18 protein-coding genes are annotated in these 17,389 nt (G+C 74.4%); 3 read left to right on the plus strand and 15 right to left on the minus strand.

Annotated elements, in window-relative coordinates:
• Positions 1-3 precede the first annotated feature (3 nt).
• The 9 genes from KMZ30_RS02915 to pdxT form a co-directional block, all read right to left on the minus strand.
• Positions 4-546 carry an adenine phosphoribosyltransferase gene (locus KMZ30_RS02915; protein ID WP_215511653.1) on the minus strand — a complete coding sequence of 181 codons (543 nt, stop codon included), beginning with the start codon at positions 544-546 and terminating at the stop codon, positions 4-6.
• Positions 543-1,706, minus strand: a complete 1,164-nt coding sequence (secF, locus tag KMZ30_RS02920; protein ID WP_215511652.1) for a protein translocase subunit SecF — start codon at positions 1,704-1,706, stop codon at positions 543-545. The genes KMZ30_RS02915 and secF overlap by 4 nt, the downstream gene beginning before the upstream one ends.
• Positions 1,703-3,496, minus strand: coding sequence for a protein translocase subunit SecD (secD, locus tag KMZ30_RS02925; RefSeq protein ID WP_215511651.1), 1,794 nt, complete (start codon positions 3,494-3,496; stop codon positions 1,703-1,705). Before secD ends, secF begins: the two co-directional genes overlap by 4 nt.
• A 1-nt stretch (position 3,497) precedes the next feature.
• Positions 3,498-3,776 (minus strand): preprotein translocase subunit YajC, encoded by a 279-nt coding sequence (gene yajC, locus KMZ30_RS02930; RefSeq protein WP_207021723.1) that lies wholly within the window; start codon positions 3,774-3,776, stop codon positions 3,498-3,500.
• Positions 3,777-3,932: 156 nt separating this feature from the next.
• Positions 3,933-5,063: a Holliday junction branch migration DNA helicase RuvB gene (gene ruvB, locus KMZ30_RS02935; protein WP_215511650.1), complete on the minus strand. Its 1,131-nt coding sequence runs from the start codon at positions 5,061-5,063 to the stop codon at positions 3,933-3,935.
• Positions 5,060-5,665 carry a Holliday junction branch migration protein RuvA gene (gene ruvA, locus KMZ30_RS02940; protein ID WP_215511649.1) on the minus strand — a complete coding sequence of 202 codons (606 nt, stop codon included), beginning with the start codon at positions 5,663-5,665 and terminating at the stop codon, positions 5,060-5,062. Before ruvA ends, ruvB begins: the two co-directional genes overlap by 4 nt.
• Positions 5,662-6,174: a crossover junction endodeoxyribonuclease RuvC gene (gene ruvC, locus KMZ30_RS02945; protein WP_215511648.1), complete on the minus strand. Its 513-nt coding sequence runs from the start codon at positions 6,172-6,174 to the stop codon at positions 5,662-5,664. Before ruvC ends, ruvA begins: the two co-directional genes overlap by 4 nt.
• A 91-nt stretch (positions 6,175-6,265) precedes the next feature.
• Entirely contained in the window at positions 6,266-7,027 is a 762-nt protein-coding gene (locus KMZ30_RS02950) for a YebC/PmpR family DNA-binding transcriptional regulator (RefSeq protein WP_030529124.1), read from the minus strand.
• Positions 7,024-7,644 carry a pyridoxal 5'-phosphate synthase glutaminase subunit PdxT gene (gene pdxT / locus KMZ30_RS02955; RefSeq protein WP_215511647.1) on the minus strand — a complete coding sequence of 207 codons (621 nt, stop codon included), beginning with the start codon at positions 7,642-7,644 and terminating at the stop codon, positions 7,024-7,026. The genes KMZ30_RS02950 and pdxT overlap by 4 nt, the downstream gene beginning before the upstream one ends.
• Positions 7,645-7,685: 41 nt before the next feature.
• Here pdxT and KMZ30_RS02960 point away from each other — a divergent pair, with 41 nt between their 5' ends.
• Positions 7,686-8,201, plus strand: coding sequence for a GNAT family N-acetyltransferase (locus KMZ30_RS02960; protein WP_308279582.1), 516 nt, complete (start codon positions 7,686-7,688; stop codon positions 8,199-8,201).
• Positions 8,202-8,219: 18 nt separating this feature from the next.
• On the opposite strand, the gene KMZ30_RS22220 is transcribed toward KMZ30_RS02960, so the two are convergent.
• Positions 8,220-9,752, minus strand: coding sequence for a GGDEF domain-containing protein (locus KMZ30_RS22220; RefSeq protein ID WP_215511646.1), 1,533 nt, complete (start codon positions 9,750-9,752; stop codon positions 8,220-8,222).
• A gap of 190 nt (positions 9,753-9,942) precedes the next feature.
• On the opposite strand from KMZ30_RS22220, the gene kynU reads away from it, so the two are divergent.
• Positions 9,943-11,181: a kynureninase gene (gene kynU / locus KMZ30_RS02970; protein WP_215511645.1), complete on the plus strand. Its 1,239-nt coding sequence runs from the start codon at positions 9,943-9,945 to the stop codon at positions 11,179-11,181.
• 26 nt (positions 11,182-11,207) lie between these two features.
• Positions 11,208-13,040, plus strand: coding sequence for a DHA2 family efflux MFS transporter permease subunit (locus KMZ30_RS02975; protein WP_215511644.1), 1,833 nt, complete (start codon positions 11,208-11,210; stop codon positions 13,038-13,040).
• A 10-nt stretch (positions 13,041-13,050) separates the two neighbouring features.
• Here KMZ30_RS02975 and pdxS read toward each other — a convergent pair whose 3' ends face one another.
• From pdxS to pgsA, 5 genes are read right to left on the minus strand one after another with little or no spacing between them, the layout of a single operon-like run.
• A complete protein-coding gene (pdxS, locus tag KMZ30_RS02980) occupies positions 13,051-13,962 on the minus strand; it encodes a pyridoxal 5'-phosphate synthase lyase subunit PdxS (RefSeq protein WP_215511643.1) in 912 nt (303 codons plus the stop codon).
• A gap of 54 nt (positions 13,963-14,016) precedes the next feature.
• Positions 14,017-14,610, minus strand: coding sequence for a hypothetical protein (locus KMZ30_RS02985; protein WP_308279581.1), 594 nt, complete (start codon positions 14,608-14,610; stop codon positions 14,017-14,019).
• The gene (locus tag KMZ30_RS02990; protein WP_215511642.1) at positions 14,607-15,794 is read right to left on the minus strand and encodes a glycosyltransferase family 4 protein; all 1,188 of its coding nucleotides are present in this window, start codon (positions 15,792-15,794) and stop codon (positions 14,607-14,609) included. Before KMZ30_RS02990 ends, KMZ30_RS02985 begins: the two co-directional genes overlap by 4 nt.
• Positions 15,791-16,732, minus strand: coding sequence for a phosphatidylinositol mannoside acyltransferase (locus KMZ30_RS02995; RefSeq protein ID WP_308284299.1), 942 nt, complete (start codon positions 16,730-16,732; stop codon positions 15,791-15,793). Before KMZ30_RS02995 ends, KMZ30_RS02990 begins: the two co-directional genes overlap by 4 nt.
• Positions 16,729-17,343 carry a phosphatidylinositol phosphate synthase gene (gene pgsA, locus KMZ30_RS03000; RefSeq protein WP_030529114.1) on the minus strand — a complete coding sequence of 205 codons (615 nt, stop codon included), beginning with the start codon at positions 17,341-17,343 and terminating at the stop codon, positions 16,729-16,731. Before pgsA ends, KMZ30_RS02995 begins: the two co-directional genes overlap by 4 nt.
• Between the last annotated feature and the right edge of the window lie 46 nt (positions 17,344-17,389).

Consider the following 17,389-nt stretch of genomic DNA (forward strand, 5'->3'; position numbering starts at 1 on the left):
GGGTCAGGCGACGACGTGCAGCGCCCGCACCTCGCGCTCGCCGAGCCGGTCGCGGCCACCGAGGAAGGCGAGCTCGACGACGCAGTCGAAGCCGACCACGTGGCCACCGACCCGCTCGAGCAGCTCCCAGGCGGCGAGGGCGGTGCCCCCCGTGGCGAGCACGTCGTCGACGAGGACGACGCGGGCGCCGTCCGGGACGGCGTCGGCGTGCACCTCGATGGTCGCCGAGCCGTACTCGAGGTCGTAGGACGCCGCGACGGTGTCGCCGGGGAGCTTGCCCGCCTTGCGGACCGGCACGAACCCGACGCCCATCGCGTGGGCCATCGCGGCGCCCACGACGAAGCCGCGGGCCTCGACGCCGGCCACGAGGTCGACCTCGCCGCGGCGGCCGTCGGCCAGCGCGCCGATGACCTCGCCGAAGGCCACGGGGTCCGCGAGCAGCGGGGTGATGTCCTTGAAGACGACCCCGGGGCTCGGGAAGTCGGCGACGTCGCGCAGCGAGCGGGCGACGACCTCGTCGACGCCGCCGTGGGGCTGCGCGGTCACCGCTTGGACTTCGGCGTCCGGCGCGGCTGGTTGCGCGGGCCGGAGCGGGCGTACTCGTGGACGGCCCGACCGGTGAGGGTCGCGCCCTCCTCGCGGTCGACCTGACCGGCCGCGACCGAGGCGGCGGGCACGGAGTCGTCGCCCGCCGCGGGCACCGGCTGGCCGGCCTCCTTGGCCTGCTTCGCCTGGTGGCGGCGGGCACGCTTCTCGAGGTCGACGACCTTCTCCTCGTTGCGGCGCAGCGTGACGAGCACGGGCGTGGCGATGAAGATCGACGAGTACGCGCCGACGAGGATGCCGACGAACAGCACGAGCGAGAGGTCCACGAGCACGCCGGGGCCGAGGAAGACCGTGCCGACGGCGAGCACCGCGGCGATCGGCAGGAGGCCGATGACCGTCGTGTTGATCGAGCGGACCATCGTCTGGTTGACCGCGAGGTTCGCGGCCTGCGCGAAGGTCATCCGGCCGTTGGCGAACGCCTCGTTCGTGTTCTCGCGCACCTTGTCGAAGACGACGACGGTGTCGTAGAGGCTGTAGCCGAGGACGGTGAGGAAGCCGATCATCGTCGCCGGCGAGATCTCGAAGCCGCTCAGGCTGTAGATGCCGACGGTGATGACGAGGTCGTGCACGAGCGCGACGAGCGAGGCGGCGGCCATCTTCCAGTTGCGGAAGTAGATGCTCAGCATGATGACGACGGCGACGAGGAAGATGACCAGGGCGCGCAGCGCCTGGCCGCTGACCGACGCGCCCCACGACGGGCCGATGAACGTCGCGCTGACGTTCTCCTCGGGCACGCCGAAGGCCTGCGCGAGCTCACCCCGGACCTGCTGGCTGTCGGTGTCGGACAGCTTCTCGGTCTGGACGCGGACCGTGTTGTTGCCGACGAGGGTCACGTTGACGCCGCTGGCGTCCTCGGCGGCGCCGACGGCGTCGCGGGCGGTCTGCTCGTAGCCGCTGGGCGCCGAGCTCGTCGCGACGCGGAACTCGGAGCCGCCGCGGAACTCGAGGCCGAGGTTGAGGCCCTGGAGCGTCAGGCCGAGGACGGCGATGACGATGAGGACGAGCGAGCCGAGGTAGAACGACCGGCGCTTGGCGACGACCGGGATCGAGCGCTTGCCGGTGTAGAGGTCGTTGCCGAAGTCGGCGAAGGAGGTGCTCACGCGCGGCTCCCTTCGGTGGCGGGGGCGGAGGGTTCGACGGGGGTGAACCGCCCGCGGCCGGCGTACGAGCGCTTCTTGGCGCCGAGCCTGCGCGGGTCGAGGCCGGAGAGCCGGTGGCCGTCGCGGAAGAAGGGCACCCGGGTCAGCAGCGTGAGCAGCGGGTGGGTGAACCAGAAGACGACGAGCAGGTCGATGAGGGTCGTGAGGCCGAGTGTGAACGCGAAGCCGCGCACGCTCGAGCTCGCGAGCACGTAGAGGACGATCGCCGCGAGGAAGTTGACGCCGTCGGCGATGAGGACCGTGCGCTTGGCGCGGTTCCACCCGGTCTCGACGGCGCTCGCGAGGGAGCGTCCCTCACGCAGCTCGTCACGGACCCGCTCGAAGTAGACGATGAAGCTGTCGGCGGTGAACCCGATGGCCACGATGAGACCGGTGACGCCGGCCATGTCGAGCCGGTAGTTCTGGGCCCAGCCGAGGATCGTGATCGCGAGGTAGGTGAGCAGGCCGGCGACGACGATCGAGCTGATCGTCACGAACCCGAGCACCCGGTACTGGAAGAGCGAGTAGACGACGACGAGCAGGAGGCCGATGAGACCGGCGACGAAGCCGTAGCGCAGCTGCTCGCCACCGAGGGTCGGGCTGATGTCGACGCTCGACTGCTCGGTGAACGACAGCGGCAGGGCGCCGAACTTCAGCTGGTCGGCGAGCTCCTTGGCCCCGGCGAGCGTGAAGCCGCCGGTGATGCTCGCGCGGCCGTTGGGGATCGCCTCGTTGAACTGCGGCGCGACGATGACGCGCGAGTCGAGGACGGTCGCGAGCTGGTTCTGCGGCGAGGGCAGCGAGACCATCGTGCGGCTGATGTCGGCGTACTGGCGGGCGCCCTCGCTGTTGAAGGTGAGGGCGATCTCGACCGTGCTCGTGACGACGCCCTGCGGGTTGGTCTGGTAGCCCGCGGTGGCGTCGGTGATCTTGTCGCCGGAGACCGCGACCGGGCCGAGGATGTACTTGGTCGAGCCGTCGTCGGAGCAGGTCACGAGGGGCTCGGACTCGACGTCCTTGACGTTGTCGAGGGCCTTGGGGTCCGCACAGTTGAGGTCGTCGTAGGCCTGCTGGACCTCGGGCGTGATCCACGCGAGGTCGGTCGGGCCGCTCGGCGCCGCGCTGCCGCTGCTGCTCGGGGACGGGGAGGGGCTGGCGGCCTCCGAGGGGCTCGCCGTGGCGGAGGGGCTCGGGCTCGCCGCGGTGAGCGCCTCGTTGACGGCGCTGTTCTGCGTCGAGGACGCGCTCGGGGCCGGGGAGGCGGTGGCCGAGGCCGAGGCCGAGGGGGACGGGGACGCCGCACCGCTCGCGGAGGCGCTCGGCGACGCGCTCGGGGAACCGGTCGGGACCGGGACGCCGGAGCCGATCGCGAGGACGGCGCGGAACTGCATCTGCGAGGACTGGCTGATCGCGTTGCGGACGGCCTGGGTCGGGATCTCGGGGATGCTGACGACGATGTTGCTGTCGCCCTGGGTCGTCACCTCGGCGCCGGAGACGCCGTTGGAGTCGACGCGCTGGACGATGATGTCGCGTGCCTGGGCGAGGGCCTCGGCGGAGACCGCCTGGCCGCTGCTGACCCGCGGCTCGAGGATGATCTGGGTGCCGCCCTCGAGGTCGAGGCCGAGCTTGGGGGTGGCCTGTCCGTCGCTCCAGAGGATCGACCCGGTGAGGACGCCGCCGAGGGCGACGACGAGGACCGTCAGGCCGATGAGGGCGCGCCGGGCCAGCGTGCGCGGTGCGGTGCTCGCCACGTCAGCGCACCTCTCCCGCGCGCATCCCGATGGCCCGGCGGTCGAAGCGCAGCGCGACGCCGTTCCCGACGTCGAGCGTCGCCACCTGGTCGTCGAGCGCGGTGATCGTGCCGTAGAGACCCGACGTCGTCACGACCTCCTCGCCGACGGCGAGGGAGGCCTGGAGGGCCTGCACCTGCTGCCCGCGCTTGCGCTGGGTGAAGAACATCCAGACGAGGAGGAGGAACGGCAGTCCCAGGATCAGGAGGTAGGCGAGGCCGGAGCCGGAGCCGGAAGACATCGGAGTTGGTCCTTCGGAGCGGGGGTCCCCCGCGCTGTGGTGAACAGTGGGTCGGCCCGGGAGCACCGGGCCGAGGACTCACTGTAGGCGAGACGCGGACGCCCCACCAACGATCCGACACGCCCGCGCGTGCCCGGCACGCCGCGGCGGCACGGGTCAGCCGCCGAGCCGGCCCGGGCCGTCGTCGAGCAGCGGCAGGGCGCCCTGCTGCGGGGCGCCGGCCGGCGGGTGCAGCCCGAGGTGGCTCCAGGCCCGGGCCGTCGCGGCCCGCCCGCGCGGGGTGCGCGAGATGAAGCCCTCGCGCACGAGGTAGGGCTCGGCGACCGTCTCGACGGTGTCCGACTCCTCCCCCACGGCGACGGCGAGGGTCGAGAGGCCGACCGGCCCGCCGGCGAACCGCCGGCAGAGGGCCTCGAGGACGGCGCGGTCGAGGCGGTCCAGGCCGGCGTCGTCGACGTCGAAGAGGGCGAGGGCGGCCCGGGCGGCGGCGTGGTCGACGTGCCCGTCGCCGTGGACCTGGGCCCAGTCGCGCACCCGCCGCAGCAGCCGGTTGGCGATGCGCGGCGTCCCCCGTGAGCGGCCGGCCACCTCGGTGATGCCGTCGGCGTCGGCCTCGACGCCGAGCAGGCCGGCCGAGCGACGCAGGATGGCCACGAGGTCGGCGGTGTCGTAGTAGTCGAGGTGGCCGGTGAACCCGAACCGGTCACGCAGCGGGGCCGGCAGCAGACCGGCGCGGGTCGTCGCGCCGACGACGGTGAAGGGCGGCAGCTCGAGCGGGATCGCCGTCGCGCCGGGGCCCTTGCCGACGATGACGTCGACCCGGAAGTCCTCCATCGCGAGGTAGAGCATCTCCTCCGCGGAGCGGCTCATCCGGTGGATCTCGTCGAGGAAGAGGACCTCGCCCTCGTCGAGGCTGGAGAGGACGGCGGCGAGGTCGCCCGCGTGCTGGATGGCCGGGCCGCTCGTCACGCGGATCGGGCGCTCGAGCTCGGCGGCGACGATCATCGCCAGGGTCGTCTTGCCGAGGCCCGGCGGGCCGGAGAGCAGGACGTGGTCGGGCGGGCTGCCGCGGCGGCGCGCGGCCTCGAGGACCAGGCCGAGCTGGTCGCGCACGCGGGGCTGGCCGGGGAACTCGGCGAGCCTGCGGGGGCGCAGTGCGGCCTCGACGACGCGCTCGTCGTCGCTGCCCCCGGCGTCGACGACGCGGGCGGTGGCGTCGAACGAGCCGTCGTCCTCGCGGTCGTCGGCCTCGTGGACCTCGCTCCCCCAGGCCCGCGACGCGCTCACGGGCGCAGCTCCCGCAGGGCCAGGCGCAGCAGCGCCGCGATGTCGGCGTCGGCGGGGGCACTGCCGGCGACCCGCTCGACGGCGTCGCCCGCCTGCTTGGCGGACCAGCCGAGGCCGACGAGCGCCTCGGTGACCTGGCCGCGCCACGGCTCCTCGCCGGGTACGACCGGCGCCGGGGCGCCCGGGCCCGCACCCGTGCGCACCACGCCGACCTTGTCGCGCAGCTCGAGGACGAGCCGCTGGGCGGACTTCGCGCCGATGCCGGGGATGGCGGTCAGGGCCTTGGCGTCGCCCGAGGACAGCGCCGCGGCGAGCTGGTCCGGCCCCATGACCGAGAGCATCGCGAGGGCGAGGCGCGGCCCGACGCCCGAGACCGTCTGGACGGTCTCGAACATGTCGCGCTCGGCCGGGCTGCCGAAGCCGTAGAGGGTCAGGGAGTCCTCCCGGACGACGAGGGTCGTCGCGAGCGAGGCCTCTTGGCCGCGGTGGCAGGCCGCGGCCGTTGCCGGAGTCGTGTGGACGAGCATCCCGACGCCGCCGACCTCGAGGACCACGTGGTCGAGCCCGACGTGGCCGACCGGCCCGCGCAGCGAGGCGATCATCCGCGGGCCGCCTTCGCGAGGGCGTCGAGGCGCGCGGACTGGGCGCCGCGCCAGGCGTGGCAGATGGCGAGGGCCAGGGCGTCGGCGGCGTCCGCCGGCCTCGGCGGGCTCGCGAGGCCGAGGATGCGGGTGACCATCGCGGTCACCTGGGCCTTGTCCGCGCGGCCGGAGCCGGTGACGGCGGCCTTGACCTCGGTCGGGGTGTGGAAGACGACGGGCACCTCACGCTTGGTGGCGGCGAGCAGCGCGACGGCGGTGGCGTGCGCGGTGCTCATGACGTTGGTGATGTTGGAGTCGGCGAAGACCCGCTCGACGGCGACGACGTCGGGCCGGTAGCGGTCCAGCCAGCCCTCCATCTCGCGCTCGAGGAAGACCAGCCGCTCCCCCGGGTCGCCGTCGCTCGGCGTGCGGACGACGCCGACGGCGACCATCCGGGCACGCCCGAGCCGACCGTCGACGACCCCGAGGCCGCAGCGGGTGAGGCCGGGGTCGACACCGAGGACGCGCACGCGGGCTCCTTCACCGACCGATGGAACAGGTGTTCGACACCCACGCTACGACCCCGCGGGTCGCTCCCCCGGCACCGACACGCGGCGCCGGTCAGTCCTCGGCGTCGAGCTCGGCGAGGACGTCGTCGGGGATGTCGCCGTTGGCGAAGACGTCCTGGACGTCGTCGGAGTCCTCGAGCGCCTCGATGACGCGGATCATCTTCTTCGCGCCGTCGGCGTCGAGCGGGACCTGGAGGTTCGGGACCCAGGAGGCCTCCGCCGAGTCGTAGTCGATGCCGGCGTCCTGGAGGGCGGTCCGGACCGCGACGACGTCGGTCGCCTCGGAGACGACCTCCCAGGCGTCGCCGTTGTCGTTGACCTCCTCGGCCCCCGCCTCGAGGACGACCTCGAGGATCTCGTCCTCGCCCTTGTCGTCGCTCTTGGGGACGATGACGACGCCCTTGCGGTTGAAGACGTAGGCCACCGAGCCCGGGTCGGCGAGCTGGCCGCCGTTGCGGGTCAGGGCGGTGCGCACCTCGGCCGCCGCGCGGTTGCGGTTGTCGGTGAGGCACTCGATGAGCAGGGCCACGCCGCCGGGTGCGTAGCCCTCGTACGTGATGGTCTGCCAGTCGGCCCCGCCCGCCGTCGCACCGGAGCCGCGCTTGACCGCGTTGTCGATGTTGTTGTTGGGGACCGACGACTTCTTGGCCTTCTGGATCGCGTCGTAGAGCGTCGGGTTGCCCGCCGGGTCGCCGCCGCCGGTGCGGGCCGCGACCTCGATGTTCTTGATGAGCTTGGCGAAGAGCTTGCCGCGCTTGGCGTCGATCGCCGCCTTCTTGTGCTTGGTGGTCGCCCACTTGGAGTGGCCGCTCATGAACGCTCCCTCTGGCTCTGCTTCACGATGTCGACGAACAGGCGGTGGACCCGGTGGTCACCGGTCACCTCCGGGTGGAAGGACGTGACCAGCAGGTTCCCCTGCCGCGCGGCGACGATCCTACCCGCGGCCGGGCCGTGCTCGACCCGCGCGAGGACCTCGACGGCCTCCCCCGCCTCCTCCACCCACGGCGCCCGGATGAACACCGCGCGCACCGGCTGGCCGCCGAGCTCCCGGATGTGGAGGTCCTCCTCGAAGGAGTCGACCTGCCGCCCGAAGGCGTTGCGGCGCACGAGGATGTCCATCCCGCCGAGCGTCTGCTGGCCGGCCGCGCCGTCCGCGAGGCGGTCGGCGAGGAGGATCATCCCGGCGCAGGAGCCGTAGACCGGCAGGCCGGCCGCGATGCGCTCGCGCAGCGGGGCCTGGAGGTCGAAGGCGCGCACGAGCTTGTCGATGGTCGTCGACTCGCCGCCGGGCAGGACGAGCCCGTCGACGGCCTCGACCTCGGCGGGCCGGCGCACCGTGACGGCGCGGGCGCCGCCGCGCTCGAGGGCGACGAGGTGCTCGCGCACGTCGCCCTGCACGGCGAGCACGCCGACGGTGGGGGTGGTGGTCACGCCGACCGACTCTACGGGCCGCCCCGACCTAGGCTGCACCGGTGCCCGAGCCCACCGTGCGCCCCCGCCGGCCCGCCGACGTCCCTGCCCTCGTCGAGGTGCTCGCGGCCCAGCAGCCGGCCTCGCGCTACCCGGTGCGCTGGCCGCTGCCCTTCCCCGTCGAGGAGTTCGTCGTCCGGCCGGGCGAGCTCGGCGCCTGGGTCGCGACCGTCGACGGCGCGGTCGCGGGGCACGTCGCCGTCCTCGAGCCCGGGGAGGGCTGGGAGACCGCGGCGTTCGTCGAGGCGACCGGGCTGCCCGCCGTGCGGCTCGGCACCGTGTCGACGCTCTTCGTCGACCCCGCGCGCCGCGGCCTCGGGCTCGGCTCCCGGCTGCTCGAGGTGGCCGTGGGGCACGTCCGGTCGCTCGGGCGGACACCGGTGCTCGACGTCGTCCAGGAGCACTCCGTCGCCGCCGACCTCTACCGGCGCCGCGGCTGGCGGGTCGTCGGCGAGGCACGCCCGCACTGGCTGCCCCCGGACCGCGAGCCGGTGCTGCTGATGACCCTCGACGCCTGAGGTCGGGAGCGCCCCGCGTCAGGTCGAGACGCCGTCCCGCCCGCGCTCCTTGGCGCGGTAGAGCGCGCGGTCGGCCATGTGCCGCAGGCCGTCGAGGTCGGCGACCTTGCCCACGGCGAGCCCGACGCTCACCGTGACCCGCAGGTCGTCGGCGAGGTCCTCCCAGTGGTCGCTGCGCACGAGCTCGGCGAGGTCGAGGCACCGGTGCAGGGCGGTGTCGAGCCGGTCGGTGTCGAGCAGGAGCAGGAACTCGTCCCCACCCCAGCGCACGACGAGGTCGGTGCCGCGCACGACCGTCCGCAGGCAGCTCGCCACCCGGACGAGCACCTCGTCGCCGACCTCGTGGCCGTGGGTGTCGTTGACCGTCTTGAAGTGGTCGACGTCGACGAGGACGAGCGTCACCTCGTCGCGCACCGTGCCCGGCTCCGCGCCGAGCAGCCCGTCGACGTGGGTCTCGAGCCCGCGCCGGTTGGCGACCCCGGTCAGCGCGTCGACCTCGGCGGCCACCCGCAGCCGGGCGTGCTCGCTCGACAGGTACTCGTTCTGGATGAGCGAGCCGATGGCCTCGAGCGCGGCCAGGCGCGCCTCCTGCCGGCGCTGGGCGAGCTCCCGCGCGACCCGCAGCCCCGCGGTCTCGTAGCCGAGCTCCTCGGCCTCGAGCTCGGCGTCGCGGGTCAGCGCGAGCAGGTACAGCTCGGGCATCCGCACCCGGTCCCACGCCTCGATCGCGGCGGCGAGGTGCTCGCGCGCCGTGCGGGGGTCGGGTTCGGTGAAGGAGCGTGCGAGACCGAGGTAGGTCGCGAACTCCGCGTTCTCCTCGTCCGCGGGCGGGCGCGGCGTCCCGGAGGCGGGCGGCGCGATGGCGTCGATGAGGTTCTCGAAGATGTGCAGGTCGACCTGCCAGCTCTCGGGGAGCAGCTCGAGCGGGACCCGCTGCACCGCGCCGCGCGCGAGGACGCCGAGCTCGTGGAGCTCCTCGCTCGGGCCGGTCTGCCGGGTCACGCAGAGCCGGCGCAGCTGGATCTCGGCCCGGTTGTACATCGCCGTGGCCATCCGCCAGGCGTCGCGCTCGTCGCTCCCCAGCTGGTCGGCGGCCGACGAGGTGTGCTCGAGGGCGAGGTCCCACATGTCCCGGTCGAGGTAGCCGGTCGCGCACTCGACGTGCGCCGAGCCGAGCATCTCGTGGCCCCGCGGTGCCCCGCGCAGGAGGACCGTCGCGCGGGTCAGGTCGCGGTCGGCGTCCAGCCGCGGACGGTCGTCCCACATCTCGGCGGTCGCGCCCTGCGCCAGCGCCAGCGCCTCCCAGACGATGTCGCCCTGGGCCCGCGCGCGCTCGCGCAGCCGGACGAGGTGGCGGCGCCGTGCGGCGGCCCCGTCCGCGGCGAGCAGCCGCACGTACTCCAGCACCATGAGGACGTCGACCCAGTCCTCCTGTGCGGCGCGGGAGGCGATGTCCTCGAGCCGGCCACGGTCGAGGGCGTCCGGGGTCTGCGCCGTGAGGATGAGCGCGCGCGACTCCTCCAGCAGCTCCTGGTGCTCCGAGCTGCGCACCTGTGGACGGTCCGGTGGCTGTGTCGTCGTGGCTCCCCGCATGCCGTCGAGTGTGCGACGTCCGTCACTGCACCGCAGGGATGTCCGCAACTCGGGGGCCCAAGTCTGGCCGAACGTCCATGACCTGCCCGGGCTGCTTGCCGGACGCCGCCCGAGGTGTCGTACGGACGGAGCGGCTAGCGTCGGGGCCATGTCGTCAGTGCTGACCGCCCGCGCCCGGGACCTCGACGCCGCCCACGCGGGCACGGACCTGCGCTCCCGCTTCGTGCTGCCCGAGGGACTCGTCTACCTCGACGGCAACTCGCTCGGCGCCCTGCCCGTCGGCGTCGGCGAGGCCGTCGCCGAGGTGGTGCACCGCCAGTGGGGCGAGCGGCTCATCGCGAGCTGGAACGAGTCCGACTGGTGGGGAGCGCCGACCCGCGTCGGCGACCGCGTGGGTGCGCTCGTGGGCGCCGCGCCGGGGCAGGTCGTCTGCACCGACTCGACGACCGTCAACCTCTTCAAGGTCGTCGTCGCGGCCGCCCGGATGCGCCCGGGGCGGCGCGTCGTCCTCACCGACCCTGCCTCCTTCCCCACCGACCTCTACGTGACGGCCGCCGCCGCCCGCGACACCGGGCTCGTCGTCGAGCACGTCTCCCCCGCCGACGCCCCGGCCCGCATCGCCGAGCTCGGTGACGACCTCGCGCTCGCGTCCTACAGCTCGGTCGACTACCGCACCGGCGAGCTGTGGGACCTGCCGGCGGTCACGCGCGCGGCCCACGCCGTCGGCGCCCTCGTGTGCTGGGACCTCTGCCACTCGGCCGGGGTGCTGCCCGTCGACCTCGACGCCCACGAGGTCGACCTCGCCGTCGGGTGCGGCTACAAGTACCTCAACGGCGGGCCGGGCGCCCCGGCGTACCTCTACGTCGCGCGGCGCCACCACGACGCCTTCGACCAGCCGCTGTCGGGGTGGAACGGCCACGCGACCCCCTTCGCGATGGCGCCCGAGTTCGCGCCGGCCGCCGGCATCGCGCGCGGCCGCGTGGGCACGCCCCCGCTGCTGTCGATGCTCGCGCTCGAGGCCGCCCTCGCCGCGTACGACGACGTCGACGTGGCGGACCTGCGGGCCCGGTCGCTCTCGCTCACCGGGTTCTTCCTCGAGTGCCTCGACACCCTCCTGCCCGACCTCGAGGTCGCGACCCCGAGGGACGGCGCCCGCCGCGGCTCGCAGGTGAGCATCCGCCACGAGGGCGCCTACGGGGTCGTCCAGGCGCTCATCGCGCGAGGCGTCGTCGGGGACTTCCGCGAGCCCGACATCGTGCGGCTCGGCGTCAGCCCGATGTACCTCACCCACGCCGACGTCCTGCGCGCCGCCGAGGAGCTCGTCGCGGTCCTCGAGCGCGGCGAGCACGAGCGGCCCCAGTTCGCCGAGCGCGCCCAGGTGACCTGAGCCCCGGCGGCTGGTTCGATGGTCCGGTGAGCGCCGCCTCCGCCACCACCGACCGCGGGCTCCCGCTCGCCTCGGCGGGCGGGCGATGGCTGCTCGTCGCCTCGATCCTCGGCTCGGCGCTCGCCGGCATCGACGCGACGGTGGTCAACGTCGCGCTGCCCGCCGTCGGGACCTCGCTCGACGCCGACTTCGCGACCCTCCAGTGGGTGGTCTCGGCCTACGCCCTGACGCTCGCGGCCTTCATCCTCCTCGGCGGCGTCCTCGGCGACCGGTTCGGCCGCCGGCGGGTGTTCGTCGTCGGGGTCGTGTGGTTCGCGGCCGCCTCGCTGCTGTGCGGCGCCGCCCCGGACGCCGGGCTCCTCGTCGCGGCCCGGGCCCTCCAGGGGGTCGGCGCGGCGCTGCTGACGCCGGGCAGCCTCGCGATGATCCAGGCGAGCATCGCCCCCGCCGACCGCGGCCGGGCCATCGGCGCGTGGTCGGGCCTCGGCGGCGTGGCCACCGCGGTCGGGCCCTTCGTCGGCGGCTGGCTCGTGCAGTCCCTCTCGTGGCGGTGGGTGTTCCTCGTCAACGTCCCGCTCGCCGCGGTGGTCGTCGTCCTCGCGGTGCGGCACGTCCCGGAGAGCCGCGACCCCGGCGCGGGCGGCCCGGTCGACGTCGCCGGCGCGGTGCTCGGCGCGCTGGCCCTCGGCGGAGCCACCTACGCCCTGATCTCGGCCGGGGAGTCCGGCGTCTCGCCCGCCGTCCTCGTCGCCGGCGCCGCCGGGCTGCTCGCCGCGGCGGCCTTCGTCGTCGTCGAGCGACGGGCCCCCTCCCCGATGCTCCCGTTCGCCGCCTTCCGGGGGGCGCAGTTCCGCGCCGCCAACCTCGTGACCTTCCTCGTCTACGCGGGCCTCGGGGCGGTCTTCCTGCTCCTCGTCGTCCAGCTCCAGGTGGTGTCCGGCTTCTCGCCGATCGCCGCCGGGACGGCCCTGCTGCCGGTGACCGGGGTGATGCTCCTGCTCTCCTCGACCTCCGGCGCCCTCGCCGCGCGTCTCGGGCCCCGGCGGCAGATGGCGGCCGGGCCGGTCGTCGCCGCCGCCGGCGTGCTGCTCATGCTGCGCCTCGGCCCGGGGGCCTCGTACCTGCTCGACGTGCTGCCGGCGGTCCTCGTCCTGGGCCTCGGCCTCGTCACGATGGTCTCGCCGCTCACCGCCACGGCGCTGGCCGCCGCCCCCGCGGAGCACGCCGGGATGGCCTCGGGCGTCAACAACGCGGTGGCCCGCACCGCCGGCCTGCTGGCCGTCGCCGTCGTCCCGGCCGTGGCCGGGCTGTCCGGTCGCGCCTACGACGACCCGGCCACGTTCGACGGCGGTTTCGGGGTCGCCCTGTGGGTCAGCGCGGCCGCCCTCGCCGCCGGCGGCGTGCTCGCGTGGCTCACCGTGCGCGACGACGTCCTCGCCCCCGCGGCCGGCGACCGGCAGCTGACGTTCTGCGCCGGGGTGGGCGCACCACCCCTCGCGACCCGCGTCGACGCCGCGGGCCGCCCCGACTGCGAGCCGCTCCGGCTCGTCACCACCACCGAGGAGGACCCGATGCCCTGTACCCACCTGACCGACCCCACGCCCCCGACCCCGAGCGGCGACGGCTGCGTCGAGTGCCTCCGCGACGGCGGCACGTGGGTGCACCTGCGGCTGTGCCAGGAGTGCGGCCACGTCGGCTGCTGCGACTCCTCACCGGGCCGGCACGCGACGGCGCACGCGCACGCCACGGAGCACCCGGTCGTGCGCTCCTTCGAGCCCGGCGAGGAGTGGTTCTACTGCTACGTCGACGACGTGGCACTCGAGGTGCCCGGCGCCCCACGCGCGCCGAGCCACCCCTGAGCGCCGGTCGTCACCAGCCGCGCTCGGCGAGGCGGTGCGGCTGCGGGATCTCGTCGACGTTGATGCCGACCATCGCCTCGCCGAGGCCACGCGAGACCTTGGCGATGACGTCGGGGTCGTCGTGGAAGGTCGTCGCCTTGACGATGGCCTCGGCGCGCTGCGCCGGGTTGCCGGACTTGAAGATGCCCGAGCCGACGAAGACGCCCTCGGCGCCGAGCTGCATCATCATCGCGGCGTCGGCCGGGGTGGCGATGCCGCCGGCGGTGAAGAGCACGACGGGCAGCTTGCCGGTCTCGGCGACCTCCTTGACGAGGTCGTACGGGGCCTGGAGCTCCTTGGCGGCGACGTAGAGCTCGTCGGGCTCCATCGAGCGCAGGCGGTTGACCTCCTTGCGCAGCGAGCGCATGTGCGTCGTCGCGTTGGAGACGTCGCCGGTGCCGGCCTCGCCCTTGGAGCGGATCATCGCCGCGCCCTCGGTGATGCGGCGCAGGGCCTCACCGAGGTTCGTCGCGCCGCAGACGAAGGGGACGGTGAACTGCCACTTGTCGATGTGGTTGGCGTAGTCGGCCGGGGTGAGCACCTCGGACTCGTCGATGTAGTCGACCCCGAGGGACTGGAGGACCTGCGCCTCGACGAAGTGGCCGATGCGCGCCTTGGCCATGACGGGGATCGAGACGGCCTCGATGATCGAGTCGATCATGTCGGGGTCGCTCATCCGCGAGACACCGCCCTGGGCGCGGATGTCGGCGGGGACGCGCTCGAGGGCCATGACGGCGACGGCGCCGGCGTCCTCGGCGATCTTCGCCTGCTCGGCGGTGACGACGTCCATGATGACGCCGCCCTTGAGCATCTCGGCCATGCCGCGCTTGACGCGGGTCGTGCCGGTGCCGGTGGTCGTGGGGGCGCTCTGCTGCTCGGTCATGGGCGCGATTCTAGGACGGTCGCGCGGGTGCTCCCGACCACGGTTCGACAGCGCTCAGCGGGCCAGGGCGGAGGGAAGGTCGTCGTCGAACTCGACCCGCTCGGGCAGCGCCGCGTGACCCGCCAGCCGGAAGACGCGCACGACCCACTTGCCGCGCACGCGGCGCACCTCGCGCACCGCGTCGTTGAGGAACCGGCGGGCCATCCGCACCCGCAGGGCGCTCGCCGCGATGCGGTCGAGCGACTCCTCGACGAGCTCGTCGCCGTCGGCCCGCAGCCGCGTCACGACGTCGTCGGTGAGGGTGACCGAGAGCACCTCGCTCAGCGCGGACTCGACCTCCTCGCGCCCGCCGAAGTGCTGCCCGTCGAGGAGGTCCTCGGCGAGCGGGTGCTCCGTCGTGCGCTCGACCGACTCGGTCGCGGCGTCCGCGAGCAGGAGGGCGGTGGCCGGGTCGAGCGCCCCGGAGTTGGCGAGCTCGAGCGTGGCCTCGGCGCGGCGCACGAGCTGGGCGTCGAGCGCGGACATCGCGCCCTCGGCCTTGGCGTGCAGCCGGTCGAGCCGGGCCGCCGCGTACGAGAGGTACCAGGCCGCGACGATGAGGACGATGACGACGAAGGTCGTCACCTGGAGGATGTCGACGTCGCTCACGAGACCCCCGTCCCGGGGACGCTGCGGACGAACCGGCTCCACAGGCCGCGGGGCGGCTCCGCGAGCTCGGCGTGCGCGCCCTCGAGCACCGTCTCGTAGACGGCCATCACCTGGCCGGAGACGCGCGACCAGTCGAACGTGCGGGCCTGGTCGCGGCCCTCGCGGGACAGGTGCTCGCGGCGGGCGGGGTCCGCGAGCAGGCCGACGACGGCGTCACCGAGCGCGGCGGCCGAGCCCGCCTCGAAGGTGACGCCGACGCGCCCCCCGTCGAGCACCGCGACGAAGGCCGAGAGGTCGGACGCCACGACGGGGGCGCCGGCGGCCATCGCCTCGACGAGCACGATGCCGAAGCTCTCACCGCCGAGGTGCGGCGCGAGGTAGGCGTCGACCGAGCGCAGGAGGCTCGCCTTGTCGGCGTCCGAGACGGCGCCGAGGACGACGGTGGCGGCGGCCACGCGCGGCTCGACCCGCTTGAGCAGGTCGTCCGCCTCCCCCGGGCCGGCGACGAGCAGCCGGGCCCGCGGGTGGGCGTCGAGGACCGCCGGCAGCGCCGCGAGCGCGACCTCGAGGCCCTTGCGCGGCTCGTCGACCCGGCCGAGGAACGCGAGCGTCGGCGCGTCCGGGGTGCCGGTCCACTCCGGGCGTCGGGGCGCGACGTCGAAGGCGTCGACGTGCACGCCGTTGGGGATGATGTAGGTGTCGCCGCCGAGGTGCCGGTGCACGGTGCGCGCGGCGTCCTCCGAGACGGCGATGCGCGCGCGGATCTTCTCCAGCGAGGGTCGCAGCAGCGGGTTGGCGGCGTGCATCGCCCGGGAGCGGACGGTCGAGGTGTGGAAGGTCGCGACGACCGGCTCCTCGGCCGCCCAGAGCGCCATGAGCGAGACCGACGGCGTGACCGGCTCGTGCAGGTGCACGACGTCGAAGCCACCCGTCTCGAGCCAGCGCGTGACCCGCGCGGAGGTGACCGGGCCGAAGGTCAGCCGGGCCACCGAGCCGTTGTAGCGCACCGGCACGGCGCGCCCGCACGAGGTGAGGTACGGCGGGAGGTCGGAGTCCTCGTCGGCCGGCGCCAGCACCGAGACGTCGTGGCCCTGCGCGATGAACACCTCCGCGAGGTCGCGGACGTGGAACTGCACGCCTCCCGGCACGTCCCACGAGTAGGGGCAGACGATCCCGATCCTCACGAGGTCACACCCTGCCGCGCGAGGCGGTCCTCGTCGAGGTCCTCGAGGAAGACGCGCTGGAGCATGTGCCAGTCGGCGGTGTGCTCGCGCACCGCGGAGCCCAGCGCGTCCGCGCACTGCTGCACCATCGAGACGACCTTCTCGCGGGTGGCGCCGCGCTCCGGCACGGTGACGGCCGGGTGGAAGGTGATGACGATGCCCCAGCCGCGCCCGCGGCGCTCGTGCCGGATCGACACCGGGAAGAGCGGCCGCCGCTCGGCGAGGGCGAGGGCCGCGGGACCGGGCGCCATCCGCGCCGGGTGGCCGCAGAGGTCGACGGTGACGCCCTGGTGGGTGAGGTCGCGGTCGGCGAGCAGCGGGACGAGGCCGGGACGGCGCGCGGCCTCGCGCAGCGCCGGGAAGACGGCGGGCCCCCCGGTGAGCGGCAGGATGGTCATCCCCAGGCCCTCGCGGAAGGCGAGGAACTCGCGGAAGACCTCCTCGGGCTCGAGCCGCTCGGCGACGGTCGTCACCGGGCCGAGGTGCACCGTGCACCAGGCGCCCGCGAGGTCCCAGTTGCCGAGGTGGCCGAGGAAGCAGACGATGCTGCCGCCGGCGTCGAGCACCTCGCGCACCGGGCCGTCGCCCTCGAGCCGCACGCGGGCGGCGAGCTCGTCCGGGCCGAGCTCGGGCAGGCGGAACGCCTCGCAGTAGTAGCGCAGGTAGGAGCGCATCCCGTCGCGGACGAGGGCGTCGAGCGCGGCGTCGTCGAGCTCGGGGCGCACCCTGGCGTAGTTGGCACGCATCCGCGCCGCACCGCCGCGGGCGACGGTGACGTCGGCGACGGCGTCGAAGAGCCGGTAGGCGGCGCGCTCGGGCATCCGCCGGACGGCGGCCCAGCCGAGACGGTGCCCGGCGAGCACGGCGGCGTCGCCGAGCCGCGCTGGCACTCCCCTCACGCGGCGCCCAGCGCCTGCCGACGCACCTCGAGGATGCGCTGGACGACGGTGACGAGGCTCGCGAGCGCGAGGACGGCGAGGACGACCCCGAGGAAGACGGTGGGGATGGAGAACAGCCCGGTGAGGCCGGTGGCCACGAGGACGGCGACGAGCCGGTCGGCGCGCTCGGCGATGCCGACGTTCGCCGTCATCCCCAGGCCCTCGGCGCGGGCCTTGGCGTAGGAGACGACGCTGCCGAGGATGAGGCAGGCGAGCGCGAGCGCGGCCATGTACGCGTTGCCGCCGTTGCCCGCGTACCAGAGGACGAGGCCCCCGAAGACCGCCGCGTCGCCGACCCGGTCGAGGGTGGAGTCGAGGTAGGCGCCCCAGCTGCTGGAGCGCCCGAGGCGCCGCGCCATGATGCCGTCGACGGTGTCGGAGAAGACGAACGCCGTGATGACGAGGGTGCCGACGAAGAACTCGCCGCGCGGGTAGAACACGAGCGCGCCCGCGGCCACGCCGATCGTGCCGATGACGGTGACGACGTCGGGGCTGATGCCGAGCCGCAGGAGCAGCGAGGCGACCGGGGTGAGGAGCTTCGTGAAGAAGGCGCGCGCGTATCGGTTGAGCATGGTCCGGCCAGCGTAGTGGGGGCCCGCGATCCCCTTGTGCTGGGTG

This window comes from Phycicoccus mangrovi (assembly GCF_018729305.1).
Lineage (GTDB): Bacteria > Actinomycetota > Actinomycetes > Actinomycetales > Dermatophilaceae > Phycicoccus > Phycicoccus jejuensis.

Coding starts and splice junctions, on each gene's coding strand:
- ruvA (WP_215511649.1), bottom strand. CDS start 5,665: ATGATCGCCTCGCTGCGCGGGCCGGTCGGCCACGTCGGGCTCGACCAC.
- pgsA (WP_030529114.1), bottom strand. CDS start 17,343: ATGCTCAACCGATACGCGCGCGCCTTCTTCACGAAGCTCCTCACCCCG.
- KMZ30_RS02950 (WP_030529124.1), bottom strand. CDS start 7,027: ATGAGCGGCCACTCCAAGTGGGCGACCACCAAGCACAAGAAGGCGGCG.
- pdxS (WP_215511643.1), bottom strand. CDS start 13,962: ATGACCGAGCAGCAGAGCGCCCCCACGACCACCGGCACCGGCACGACC.
- yajC (WP_207021723.1), bottom strand. CDS start 3,776: ATGTCTTCCGGCTCCGGCTCCGGCCTCGCCTACCTCCTGATCCTGGGA.
- kynU (WP_215511645.1), top strand. CDS start 9,943: ATGTCGTCAGTGCTGACCGCCCGCGCCCGGGACCTCGACGCCGCCCAC.